The sequence below is a fragment of the Variovorax sp. P1_H12_2 genome (genome assembly GCF_056405335.1).
On record NZ_JBFUCI010000201.1, the window covers coordinates 1 to 10,952 of the forward strand.

At 65.5% G+C, this 10,952-nt stretch carries 13 protein-coding genes; 12 read left to right on the forward strand and 1 reads right to left on the reverse strand.

Features of this window, described 5'->3' with window-relative positions; translation table 11 throughout:
* A partial coding sequence (locus AC1D2K_RS19670) for an outer membrane protein assembly factor BamB family protein (protein ID WP_478090511.1) occupies positions 1–1,605 on the forward strand: 1,605 nt, incomplete at its 5' end.
* A 21-nt stretch (positions 1,606–1,626) separates the two neighbouring features.
* Here the strand turns inward: AC1D2K_RS19670 and AC1D2K_RS19675 are convergent.
* Positions 1,627–2,262, reverse strand: coding sequence for a GDSL-type esterase/lipase family protein (locus AC1D2K_RS19675; protein WP_478090512.1), 636 nt, complete (start codon positions 2,260–2,262; stop codon positions 1,627–1,629).
* A gap of 193 nt (positions 2,263–2,455) precedes the next feature.
* Here AC1D2K_RS19675 and AC1D2K_RS19680 point away from each other — a divergent pair, with 193 nt between their 5' ends.
* The 11 genes from AC1D2K_RS19680 to AC1D2K_RS19730 all read left to right on the forward strand — a co-directional run.
* The gene (locus AC1D2K_RS19680) at positions 2,456–2,620 is read left to right on the forward strand and encodes an FmdB family zinc ribbon protein (RefSeq protein ID WP_478090513.1); all 165 of its coding nucleotides are present in this window, start codon (positions 2,456–2,458) and stop codon (positions 2,618–2,620) included.
* Positions 2,621–2,676: 56 nt separating this feature from the next.
* Positions 2,677–3,048, forward strand: a complete 372-nt coding sequence (locus AC1D2K_RS19685) for a hypothetical protein (protein ID WP_478090514.1) — start codon at positions 2,677–2,679, stop codon at positions 3,046–3,048.
* 230 nt (positions 3,049–3,278) lie between these two features.
* Complete coding sequence (locus AC1D2K_RS19690) at positions 3,279–4,457, forward strand: ABC transporter substrate-binding protein (RefSeq protein ID WP_478090515.1); 1,179 nt, start codon at positions 3,279–3,281, stop codon at positions 4,455–4,457.
* Positions 4,458–4,493: 36 nt separating this feature from the next.
* Positions 4,494–5,351, forward strand: coding sequence for a branched-chain amino acid ABC transporter permease (locus AC1D2K_RS19695; protein ID WP_478090516.1), 858 nt, complete (start codon positions 4,494–4,496; stop codon positions 5,349–5,351).
* 5 nt (positions 5,352–5,356) lie between these two features.
* Positions 5,357–6,346: a branched-chain amino acid ABC transporter permease gene (locus AC1D2K_RS19700; protein WP_478090517.1), complete on the forward strand. Its 990-nt coding sequence runs from the start codon at positions 5,357–5,359 to the stop codon at positions 6,344–6,346.
* Positions 6,343–7,083: an ABC transporter ATP-binding protein gene (locus tag AC1D2K_RS19705; RefSeq protein ID WP_478090518.1), complete on the forward strand. Its 741-nt coding sequence runs from the start codon at positions 6,343–6,345 to the stop codon at positions 7,081–7,083. The genes AC1D2K_RS19700 and AC1D2K_RS19705 overlap by 4 nt, the downstream gene beginning before the upstream one ends.
* Positions 7,084–7,085: 2 nt before the next feature.
* Positions 7,086–7,799 carry an ABC transporter ATP-binding protein gene (locus AC1D2K_RS19710; RefSeq protein ID WP_478090519.1) on the forward strand — a complete coding sequence of 238 codons (714 nt, stop codon included), beginning with the start codon at positions 7,086–7,088 and terminating at the stop codon, positions 7,797–7,799.
* A gap of 21 nt (positions 7,800–7,820) precedes the next feature.
* Positions 7,821–8,396 (forward strand): MarR family winged helix-turn-helix transcriptional regulator, encoded by a 576-nt coding sequence (locus AC1D2K_RS19715; protein ID WP_478090520.1) that lies wholly within the window; start codon positions 7,821–7,823, stop codon positions 8,394–8,396.
* Positions 8,386–9,342 carry a PDR/VanB family oxidoreductase gene (locus AC1D2K_RS19720; protein ID WP_478090521.1) on the forward strand — a complete coding sequence of 319 codons (957 nt, stop codon included), beginning with the start codon at positions 8,386–8,388 and terminating at the stop codon, positions 9,340–9,342. The genes AC1D2K_RS19715 and AC1D2K_RS19720 overlap by 11 nt, the downstream gene beginning before the upstream one ends.
* A 31-nt stretch (positions 9,343–9,373) precedes the next feature.
* Positions 9,374–10,471, forward strand: coding sequence for a Rieske 2Fe-2S domain-containing protein (locus AC1D2K_RS19725; RefSeq protein WP_478090522.1), 1,098 nt, complete (start codon positions 9,374–9,376; stop codon positions 10,469–10,471).
* A gap of 50 nt (positions 10,472–10,521) precedes the next feature.
* On the forward strand, positions 10,522–10,952 hold a 431-nt coding region (locus tag AC1D2K_RS19730; protein ID WP_478090523.1), incomplete at its 3' end, for a MarR family winged helix-turn-helix transcriptional regulator.

A 10,952-nucleotide genomic window follows, 5' to 3' on the forward strand; every position in this document is an offset into this window, starting at 1 on the left:
GCGCTCCCCGCCGACGCGGCATGGCCCGACGCGGCGGCCGGCGACTGGCCGAGCTACAACCGGACGCCCACCTCGCAGCGCTTCTCGCCGCTCGACCAGATCAACACGAAGAATGTCGGAAACCTGAAAGTCCAGTGCACCTACGACCTCGGCATGTTCACGGCCTTCGAATCCGGCCTGATCATGGTGAACAACGCATTGATCGGCACCGCCGAGTTCGAGATCTTCTCCATCGATCCGGTCACGTGCGCCGAGAACTGGCGCACGCGCCTGGACTATCCCGGCGCGCTCCTGCCAGCCAACCGCGGCGCCGCCCACATGGACGGCCTGCTGTTTCGCGGCACCCAGGACTGCCGGGTGATGGCCTTCGACTTCAAGACCGGCAAGCAGGCGTGGGAGACGACGATCTGCGACCCGAAACGCGGCGAGTCGGTGCCGTCGGCACCGATCGCGTGGGATGGCCTCGTGTACGTCGGCAATGCCGGCGGGGATTACAAGGGTGGCAAGGGCAAGGTCTACGCCCTCGACGCAAAGACCGGCAAGGTCGTCTGGCAGTTCTTCCTCGTTCCCAAAACCGAGGGCGACGTCGTCCGTGGTCCGGTGGGCAAGTCGCCACTCGACGAGAAGTCCTGGAACAACGCACCAGGCATACCCATCAGCGGCGGCGGGACCTGGACCTCCTACACGCTCGATACCAGGAACGGCCTGCTGTATGTCCCGGGAGGCAACCCCGCGCCCGACTTTGCTTCCGGCGCGCGCGAGGGCGACAACCTCTTCACGGATTCGGTCGTGGTGCTCGACGCCAAGACAGGCGACTACAAGAAAAACTTCAAGGTCGTGAAGAAGGACTGGCATGACTGGGACGTGTCCAGTCCGCCGATCCTGCATCAAACCATGGGCGGCAAGCAGATCATGTCGCTCGCGCCGAAGGATGGGCACCTCTACGGCTACGAGCTCCCAGGCAACAAGCTGCTCTACCGCGTGCCGGTCACGACGATCGAGAATGCCGAGGGCACGTTCGCCGTCGGCCAGGACGTTCACTTCTGTCCGGGTCCGGTCGGAGGCACCGAATGGAACACCCCCGGCTTCGATCCGACCACGAACCTCATCATCACCGGCACCGTGGACTGGTGCGATACCGTGAAGATCAAGACCGATGAAAGGCTGCGGTCGGTGGCTGTCGGCCAGCCCTGGACCGGAATGGCAACCCTCAACCCGATCAACATGTTCGGCAAGGAAGACCGCACCGACGGACATTGGGCTGGATGGGTCTACGCCAGCGATGCCGACACCGGCGTCTGGAAATGGCGCGTCAAGTCCAACTATCCCGTCGTCGCAGCGATCACGCCGACGGCCGGTGGCATCGTGTTCTTCGCCGACCTCGGAGGCAATTTCTATGCGCTGGATGCTTCCACCGGACAGAAACTCTGGGGAGGGCCGCTCGGAAGTGGCGGCGGAATCGGGGGCGGCGTGATCACGTACGCCGTCGACGGCGTACAGAAGGTTGCGGTGGCGGAGGGCTTCACCATGGTCGCCTGGCCCACGAAGCCGAGGCATGCAAAGGTCGTGATCCTGGGGCTCGACAGCGGCGCGGCGAAGAAATAGGCCCGACATGGACCTTCCCTCTCAGCGCCAGCCCGCCGCCTTCAGCTTGTCRGCCAGTTGCTGCGCCACCACCGCGTAGCCTTGCGCGTTCGCATGAATGCGGTCCGACCGCAGTGCCGCATCCGACAGAACGGCGGCGTACACGTCCGGTATCAGAAGCACCTTCTCGGCCTTCGCCACCACTTCGTAGAAGCCGGCATCGCTGAGGGAACCGACGGTCGCGCGCAGCGGCTCGGGCGCGGGCGTCGCGATCACCGCCACGTAAGGCGTGTGCGCGAGTGCCATGCGCACGATCGCCGCCACGTGGTCCGTCGTGGTCTGCTGCGAGATGCCGCGCAGCATGTCGTTCCCACCGATGCCGACCAGAACCGCGTCGTAGCTGTTCATCGCCAGCAATGCCTCCAGGCGCTGCAACGCACCGGCGGAGGTGTCGCCACTGACGCCTTCATTGTCGACCTGCCAGCCCGTCAATTGCGCCAGTCGCGTTGGCCAGGCCTGCTCGGGCGTGGCGCCATAGCCCATGGTCAAGCTGTCGCCCAGCGCCAGGACACGCGCATCGGATTTCAGCGCCGCAACAGAAGGCTTGCGCTTGCCGCAGGCCGAAAGCGTCAAGGCCGACTGCAAGCCGGCCAGCATGAGAAGGTGTCGTCGATTCATTTCAATCCGGATCTGGAGGTTCACCGCATCGGGAGCCATTGAGGTCGAGCTTGGCGGCCATCATGCCGTGGTCGGCAGTCGGCCGGCCACTGGCCGACCTCGACCGAAAAAGGGTTTCCAAGGCGGCGCCATCGTCGTAGGATAAGACGCTAGGGGCGGGCGCTTGCCTCCGTCCCTGCGGTGGAGAAGTGCCATGCCTACGTACCAGTATCGTTGCACAAAGTGCGGCGAGGTTTTCGAGCACATCGAACACGTCGCTGAGCATGAGACTGCTCGCTTGCGTTGCCCCAAATGCGACAGTGAGGCCGTTCAGCATCAGCCGACGCAGTTCTTCGCAAAGACCTCCAAGAAGAGTTAGGCCAGCGCATTGACGGCAACTGCGAACCATCGATTGCGACTTGTGATCGGGCGCGAATGAAGAAGACGCTGGTGCTGGTGATCGGGTTGGAGCCGGACCTGGTCGACTTCAGCACGATGCCGGACATGAACGCAGACAAGGTTCGCTCTGGGCTTGGGGCGGACCAGGCAAGACTTGCCGCACTGGGCTATGAAGCGGAACTCTGCCTGACGGACCTCGGGGATACGGCTGCAGATGTGGTTGCCCGGAAGCTCTCCGAAAAGCCGTTCGACTGCGTGGTCATCGGTGCGGGCATCCGGGCCATCCCCGCTTACTTTCTTCTCTTCGAGCAACTGGTCAATGTGGTGCATCGAGCTGCACCTCAGGCCCGAATTTGCTTCAACACCAAGCCGAGCGACACCGCCGAAGCCGTCCAGCGTTGGGTATAGCGCTGCGTATCGCAGGATGTGCCGAGTTGGCGCTCCAGCCGGGCGACCCCGTCCGTGGAATGGGTGGTCGCCGGGATTCTCGACGATTGTGCAGGGCCGCTCCCCACGCCTTCTAGGGTAAACCCCCAACTAGTTGGCATTGCAACTAGTTGATATGGCAATCACAATCACGTCCAGCCTGAGCAGGAACCACGGCCGCTGCACAGGCAGACCCACAACTGGAGACCACGATGAAACTCAACCGTCGCGCCATTGCGTGTGCACTCTTCGCCTCAGCAGGGCTGTCGCTCGCCGCACCCCAGGCCATGGCGCAAGCCGTCAAGGTCGGGATCATCGGACCCTTTTCGGGGCCGTTCGCGCACTACGGGTCCCTGTTCAAGGCTGCCGCGGAAAGCTATGTCGCCAGCCAGGGCGGCAAACTGGCCGGCAAGGACATCGAGTTCATCTACCGGGACACCGGAGGACCCAATCCAAGCCTGACCAAGACCCTGGTTCAGGAGTTGATCGTCAAGGACAAGGTGGACTACCTGGGCGGGTTCGTGTTCACGCCCAATGCCATGGCGGTGGCGCCGCTGATTCAGCAGTCGCAGACGCCGACGGTCATCTTCAATGCCGCGACTTCGGCCATCACCGAGAAGTCCGAGTTCTTCGTCCGCACGAGCTACACGCTGTGGCAGGTCACCGTGCCGGCCGCGCAATGGGCGGCGAAGCAGAACATGAAGAAGATCGTCACGGCCGTCACCGACTACGGGCCCGGCATCGACGCCGAGACGGCCTTCAAGAGCGAGTTCACCAAGCAGGGCGGGACGGTGGTCGAGAGCATCCGCATGCCGATGGCCACCACCGACTTCGGCCCCTTCGTGCAGCGCATCAAGGCGAGCGGCGCGCAAGCGGTCTATACCTTCCTCCCCGGCGGCCCACCCAATTTGGGCTTCGTCAAGGCCTACAACGAGAACGGGCTGGCCAAGGCCGGCGTGCAGTTCCTCGGAAGCGCCGAGACCGACGAGTTCGACCTGCAGAAATTCGGTGCCGCCGCGCTGGGCCTGACCACGGCCTTCCACTATTCAGGCGCGCACGACTCGCCTGAGAACAAGAAATTCGTCGACGCGCTGAAGAAGCGGGATCCGAACGCCGTCGCCAACTACGCATCGGTCGGCGCTTGGGACGGCATGTACGTCATCCACCAGATGATCGAGGCGACGGGCGGCAAGAAGGACGGTGCCAAGGCGCTCGCCGCCGCCCGCACCCTCAAGTGGGAAAGCCCCCGTGGACCCGTGAACATCGATCCCAAGACGCGTCACATCGTGCAGAACGTCTATCTGCGCAAGGTGGAGAAGGTGGGCGACCAACTGGTCAACAAGGAGCTGCAGAGCTTCGGGCCCCAGACCGACTTCGGCCTGGAGAAGTGAACTCCTGTCCGCATCGCATCCCCTGAGTTCCGTCCCGTGAACACTTTCCTCAACATCCTGATCGACGGGCTGGCCTACGGCATGGTGCTGTTCGTCATTGCCGTCGGCCTGTCGGTGACGCTCGGTCTGATGCGCTTCGTCAATCTGAGCCATGGCGCCTTCGCGATGGTGGGCGGCTACTGCGCCGCTCTCCTGACCCGCGAAGCCCAATGGAGCTTCTGGCTTGCCGTGCCCGCGGCCATCGTGGCGACGGGTTTGCTGGGCGCCGTGCTCGAGCTGCTCGTGCTGCGTCACCTGTACCGCCGCAAGGAACTCGATCAGGTGCTGTTCACGATCGGACTGAGCTTCGTGCTGATCGCCGCCACCAACGCGCTGGTCGGCCCCCAGGTGCAGATGATCCCGCTGCCGCCTTTGCTGGYGGGCTCGGTGGATCTGGGCTTTCGCACGCTGCCCACCCAACGCCTGCTGGTCATCGCTGCCGGCTGTGCAGTGGCCGCCTTGACGGCCTGGACGGTCACACGCACGCGCTTCGGTATCTGGCTGCGTGCGGCCGTCGACCACAGTGGCACCGCCTCGACGTTGGGCATTCCCATTCGGACGGTGCAATGCGCGAGCTTCGCCGCCGGGGCAGCCCTGGCCGGCCTGGGTGGCATTCTGGGCGCCGAGCTGATGCCGCTGGAGCCCTACTACGCCCTCAAGTACCTGGTGCTGGTCCTGGTGGTCGTCGCGGTGGGTGGCATGGGCAGCATCACCGGCTCGCTGGTTGCGGCCGTGCTGCTCGGCGTCATTGAAACCGCCAGCAAGTACCTCGCCTCGGAATGGGGAAGCCTTTTCTTCTTTGTTGCCATGGCCGCATTGCTGGCCTGGCGTCCCGATGGCCTGCTGAAACGATGAACACCATGACGACAACGCCGGCGCTCGCGGTGCCGCCGCAGCAAGCCGCCGCTCCGCGCTGCGCGCCGGCCTGGCGCGCGCCCGCTGCGCTTCTCGTGATCGGCTTGTCGACCTGCGCCTGGATGCCGGAGCAGCTGGGCCTGCTGACCCGCATCTTCATCACCGCGCTGTTCGTGCTGTCCCTGGACCTCGTGGTGGGCATCGCCGGCCTGGCGACCCTGGGCCATGCCGCCTTGTTCGGGATGGGCGCCTATGCCGCGGGCATCTTCGCGCTGCAGGTCCACCCCGACCCCTTGATCGGCCTGGCAGTCGGCATCGCCGCCGGCGCGGGCCTGGCGCTGCTGTCGGGCGCGTTCCTGCTGCGCTACCAGGGCTTCACCTTCCTGATGCTCACGGTCGCGGTGTCGCAGATCCTGCTGAACCTGGCGCAAAAGGCGCGCGACTGGACGGGTGGCGACGACGGCTTGTCCGGCTTCGTCATGGGGCCTGTGCTGGGGCGTTTTGCCTTCGATCTCGAGGGTCGGGTCGCGGCCCTCTATGCGCTGGCCGTGCTGGTGGTTCTCTTCTACGTCGCGCGCCGGCTGGTCGATTCGCCGTTCGGCCTCGCCGTGCGCGGCATCCATGAGAACCGCGCCCGGATGGCGGCGCTGGGCACTCCGGTGTTCGCACGGCTCCTGGTCCTGTACACGGTCGCCGGCGCCGTTGCCGGTGCCGCCGGGGCGCTGTCGGCGCAGACCAATGCGGTCGTCGGCATGGACAGCCTGTCGTTCGCGCTGTCCGCCGAGGCACTGGTCATGCTCATCCTCGGCGGGGCAGGGCGGCTCACCGGCGCGCTGGTCGGCGCTGCAGTGTTCACGCTGCTGCACCACACGGCGGCCTCCATCAATCCCTACCACTGGCTGTTCGTGGTCGGCGCCTTGCTGATGCTGGTCGTCCTGGTGTCGCCGGCCAAGGCCTGGGCCTGGCTGCGTCGCCGTGCCGGAGGTGTGCGATGAGCGTCCTGCTCGAGCTCAAATCCCTGGACAAGCGCTTCGGTGGCCTCCACGTGACACGTGGTGTGTCGTTTGCGCTGAGCGCCGGCGACCGCATGGCGCTGATCGGTCCCAACGGTGCGGGAAAGACCACGCTGGTCAATCAAATGAGCGGCGTCCTGGCCTCCGACGCGGGCGAAATCTGGCTCCGCGGCGAGAACGCCACGCGGCTGAACCAGGCCCAGCGGGTGCGCGCCGGCCTGGCCCGCACCTTCCAGATCACGACGCTGGCGCCGCACTTCGCGGTGCAGCGCCAGATCGAGCTCGCGTTGTTCGAGCGCGAACGGTTGACCGGCGGGATGTGGCGCAGCATCGATGCGTACCCCACCCTGCAAGCGGAGGCACGGGAGATCCTCTCTCGCTTCGGCCTGAATGCGCATGCAAGCACAGCGACGCAGGACCTTGCGTATGGCGAGCAGCGCCTGATCGAGATGGCGCTGGCACTGGCGCTGCGGCCCAAGGTCCTGCTGCTGGACGAGCCGATGGCCGGTGTCCCCAAGGGCGATGGCGCGCGCCTGCTCGCGGCACTGGACGCACTGCCGCGAGACCTGGCCGTGCTCATCATCGAGCACGACATGGACCTCGTGTTCCGCTTCGCCAACCGCATCCTGGTGCTGGCCGACGGCGCGGTGCTGGCCGACGGCTCCCCCGACGACATCCGCCGCGACCCCATGGTGCGGGCAGCCTACCTGGGAAACTGAACATGGCGAGATCGATCCTCAAGCTCGAGGGCGTGGTGGCGGGTTACGGTCCCACCACCGTATTGAACGGCCTGTCATTCGAAATGGCGGATCAGGAGCGCCTGGCGATGGTCGGGCGCAACGGCGTGGGCAAGACCACCGCGCTGCGAGCCATCATGGGCCTGGTGCCGCTTCGCAGTGGCCGGATCACGTTCTGCGGGGATGACATTTCGGCGCTTGCGCCGCACCAGCGTGCGGACCTCGGCCTGGGCTACGTGCCGCAGACACGGGACATCTTTCCATCGCTGACCGTCGAGGAAAACCTGTTGGCCGGCCTCAAGCGGCGGCCGCGCGGGGCGCTGGACGAGGCCTACGCCCTGTTCCCGCGGCTCGCCGAGCGTCGGCGCAACGGGGGCACCCAGCTGTCGGGTGGCGAGCAGCAGATGCTTTCGGTCGCCCGGGCCCTGCTCGGCCGGCCCTCGCTGCTTCTGCTCGACGAGCCCCTGGAGGGCCTCGCGCCGCTGATCCGGCAGGAGTTGCTGCGCGCCTTCAGCAACCTGAGCCGGGAGACCGGCATTGCCGTCGTCATCGTCGAGCAGCAGGTGGACGAGGCGCTGGCTTACGCGGAGCGTGCCCTCATCCTGGACCACGGGACGGTGGTGCACAACGCCGACGCCGCATCGCTGTTGGCCGACCCGGAGACGCTCGAGCGCTGGGTCGGCATGGCCGTGCACTGAGCGGCCGCCGAGCATTGCAACATGACCGATCGCACACTCAGCACCGTCGCTGCGCCTCAGGCAAGCGCTGCGCCGCACACGGTGAACCTGGAGCGCTACGTTCCCGCCTATCTGACCTGGATCGCCAACAAGCTGTCGCGCGGTGCCTCGCAGCACTACCTCGGGACCTTCAACGTCGGCATCGAGACCTGGCGTTGCCTCGTCTTGCTGGCGACCGAGGGTGCGATCTCGGCGCAGCAGGTGTCGGTCGTCATCGGCATGGACAAGGGCTCGGTCAGCCGCTGCTTCAAGAGCATGCAGGAAAGCGGGCTGATTCGCACCGAGCTCGACGGTGCCGATGGCCGGCTTCGCCTCGCGGCGCTCACGTCCAAGGGGCGGCATCTGCACGACCAGATGATGGGCATGGCATTGGATCGCGAACGCGCCTTCCTGTCAGTCCTGGAAGACAACGAAGTGGAGGTGCTGCTCGGATTGCTGCGCCGCCTTCACGCAAACCTCCCGGCGGTGGAAGCCTCCACGCAGGACTACGTGCGCACGCGATTCACAGGGCAGCCGGCCGACTGCGGCGAAGAGGCGATGAAACTCCATGACGAATGAATTGATGGTTCGTGTCGCTCGGCGAGTCGAAGAGGCAGACGGCATCTGCAGTTTCGAACTCGTGCCGGTCGACGGGGACGCGTTGCCCGCTTTCTCGGCCGGCGCGCACATCGACGTCCACGTGGCGCCTTCGCTGATACGCCAGTACTCCCTCAGCAACGATCCTTCGGAGCGAAACCGCTATCGCATCGCGGTGTTGCGCGAGGCGCAGTCACGCGGCGGATCAGCCGGCATGCACGAGCGGGTGCAGATCGGCGACCTCCTGCGCGTGAGTTCGCCGCGCAACCATTTCCCCCTGGCAGAGGCTGCGCGAAGCCTGCTGCTGGCAGGCGGTATCGGCGTGACGCCGATCCTGGCAATGGCCCGCGCCCTGCACGCCTGCGACAGGCCTTTCGAGATGCACTACTGCGGCCGTTCCGCGAGCCGCATGGCCTTTCTCGAAGAGATCGGGGCGGCGGGCTTCGCGAGCCGCGTGGCGCTCCATGCGGACGACATTCCCGAGCAGAAATTCGATGCGCAGCGCGTGCTGGCCAACCCTTCCGATGGCACCCACCTCTACGTGTGCGGACCGACCGGCTTCATGGACCATGTGCTGGAGACTGCCAGGCGGCAGGGCTGGCCCGAAGGGCAGCTGCATCGCGAATACTTCGCCGGCGTTGACACCGCATCGGCAACCGACGAGAGCTTCGAGGTGCGCGTTGCAAGCACCGGCCTGAGCTGCCGGGTGCCGGCCGGCAAGACCGTGATCGAGGTGCTGGCGGCGCACGGCGTGGAAGTGCCGACATCCTGTGAAGCCGGCGTTTGCGGGACCTGCCTGACGCGTGTGCTGGAAGGCACCCCCGATCACCGCGACACCTTCCTGACCGATTCCGAGCGCGCGGCGAACGACCAGTTCACGCCATGTTGTTCGCGAGCCCTGTCCCCGCTCCTGGTGCTCGACCTTTGAATTGCCACTCTTCCCCCCAAGGAGAATCTGAATGACGACGACCTGCATTCCCATCAAGAACGTGACCGAGAACGCCGATGCCAGTCGCTTTCTACTCGACCAGTGGTATGTGGCAGGCTTCTCGTCCGAACTCACGGACAAACCCATTGCCCGGACCTTCCTGAATCAGAAGGTGGTCCTCTTCCGCACGGGTGATGGGCAGGTCGCGGCGCTGGAAGACCGCTGCTGCCACCGTTCGCTGCCGCTGTCGTGCGGGACGGTCGAAGGCGCTGGCGTGCGCTGCGGCTACCACGGCCTCCTGTACGCACCGAATGGGCAATGCATCGAGATTCCCGGCCAGGAGCGCATCCCGGCCAAGGCCAGGGTCAAGGCCTACCACGTGGTCGAGAAGAACCAGATCATCTGGATCTGGATGCCCCGGGATGAAGCCGCCATGCCGGTGCGCCCAGCGCCGGACTATCCGTTCCATGACGACCCTCGCTTCAAGTTCGGCAGCGGCAACTACCACTACAAGTCACCCTGGCAGCTGATCCACGACAACCTGCTCGACCTGAGCCACCTGGGCTATGTCCATCTGCAGACCATCGGTGGTGACGCCAAGCTGCACATGAACGCACCCATGAAGGTGTCATCCGAAGGCGAGCAGGTCAAGGTCGTGCGCCTGATGCCCAATTCGTCGCCACCGCCGACCTACCGCGCCGCCTGGCCCTTCGGCGAGAAATGTGAGCGCTGGCAGGAGATCGAATTCGATCTCACCCACCTGCGCATCTGGACCGGTGCCGTGGAGCCGGGCACCGACGCCATCGACGATCCCAAACGCGGCGGCTTCCACATGCGCGGCTTCCACGGCATCACCCCGGAAACCGACGAGACCTGCCACTACTTCTGGAGCATGGCCAGCACCAAGCACCCGGACATGCCGGAGAACATCGACGCCGTGATTCAACAGACGGCTTTCACGTTCGACGAGGACCGCACCGTCATCGAAGCGCAATACCGGAACATGCTGGAGTTCGGCGAGAGGGCAACCTGGACGGACATCCACGTCGATGCGGGCGCGAACAGGGCAAGGCGCATCGTCGCCGAGTTGCTCAAGAAGCAGGCCGCAGCGGGCGCGATCGAAGCCTGACGGCTTCCCGGGGCGGCTACAGTGGCGCCAGCAACTCCAGTCCTCATTCGATGCCTCGTACCAAGACCACTTCCGCGCGCAAGACCCCTTCCAAGGCAGCAAGGGGCGACGTTGTCGATCTGGACAACTACGCGCCCGCCTATCTCAGCTGGATCGCCAACAAGCTGTCGAGCGGGGCCTCGCAGGCCTATCTTGCCGCGTTCGATGTCGGGATCGAGAGCTGGCGCGTCCTGGTGCTGCTCGCGATCGAAGGGTCCATCTCGGCGCAGAAGGCCTGCGGCATCATCGGCATGGACAAGGCCTCGATGAGYCGCTGTTTCAAGAGCATGCAGGCGCGCGGCTTCATCGAACTCGCGCTGGATCCGCAGGACGGACGGGCGCGAATCGCCACGCTCACGCCGTCCGGCCGCGCCATTCACGATCAGATTCGCGACATCGCGATGGAGCGCGAGCGGGCCTTCATGTCGGTACTGACGGTGGC

Excerpts from the sequence above, each read along its gene's own strand:
- AC1D2K_RS19720 (WP_478090521.1), top strand. The coding sequence starts at position 8,386 with ATGACGAATGAATTGATGGTTCGTGTCGCTCGGCGAGTCGAAGAGGCA.
- AC1D2K_RS19700 (WP_478090517.1), top strand. The coding sequence starts at position 5,357 with ATGACGACAACGCCGGCGCTCGCGGTGCCGCCGCAGCAAGCCGCCGCT.
- AC1D2K_RS19705 (WP_478090518.1), top strand. The coding sequence starts at position 6,343 with ATGAGCGTCCTGCTCGAGCTCAAATCCCTGGACAAGCGCTTCGGTGGC.
- AC1D2K_RS19710 (WP_478090519.1), top strand. The coding sequence starts at position 7,086 with ATGGCGAGATCGATCCTCAAGCTCGAGGGCGTGGTGGCGGGTTACGGT.
- AC1D2K_RS19685 (WP_478090514.1), top strand. The coding sequence starts at position 2,677 with ATGAAGAAGACGCTGGTGCTGGTGATCGGGTTGGAGCCGGACCTGGTC.
- AC1D2K_RS19680 (WP_478090513.1), top strand. The coding sequence starts at position 2,456 with ATGCCTACGTACCAGTATCGTTGCACAAAGTGCGGCGAGGTTTTCGAG.
- AC1D2K_RS19725 (WP_478090522.1), top strand. The coding sequence starts at position 9,374 with ATGACGACGACCTGCATTCCCATCAAGAACGTGACCGAGAACGCCGAT.
- AC1D2K_RS19715 (WP_478090520.1), top strand. The coding sequence starts at position 7,821 with ATGACCGATCGCACACTCAGCACCGTCGCTGCGCCTCAGGCAAGCGCT.
- AC1D2K_RS19690 (WP_478090515.1), top strand. The coding sequence starts at position 3,279 with ATGAAACTCAACCGTCGCGCCATTGCGTGTGCACTCTTCGCCTCAGCA.